Genomic DNA, 320 nt, shown 5'->3' with positions numbered 1-320 from the left:
ACCCCTCGCCATCACAGCCCAGCGTTACGGGAGTGGGATTTGCCTCACTCCCCGCCTCACTGCTTGGACGCGCAACCAACAGCGCGCTCACCCTATCCTCCTGCGTCACCCCGTCACTCAAACGGCGGGGAGGCGGTACAGGAATATCAACCTGTTGTCCATCGTCTACGCCTTTCGGCCTCGACTTAGGTCCCGACTGACCCTGAGCGGACGAACCTTCCTCAGGAAACCTTAGGCATTCGGTGGACGGGATTCTCACCCGTCTTTCGCTACTCATACCGGCATTCTCACTTCCAAGCGCTCCACCAGTCCTTCCGGTC

At 60.0% G+C, this 320-nt stretch carries 1 rRNA gene; it reads right to left on the bottom strand.

Going from position 1 to position 320, the window contains the following annotated elements:
* Nucleotides 1–320 (bottom strand): 23S ribosomal RNA (locus AC6CHQ_RS16385); the annotation flags it as partial.

It is taken from the genome of Bhargavaea sp. GQ12, assembly GCF_059758705.1.
Note: the sequence above shows the minus strand (reverse complement) of the source record. Positions and strands in the feature narration are given on the sequence as shown.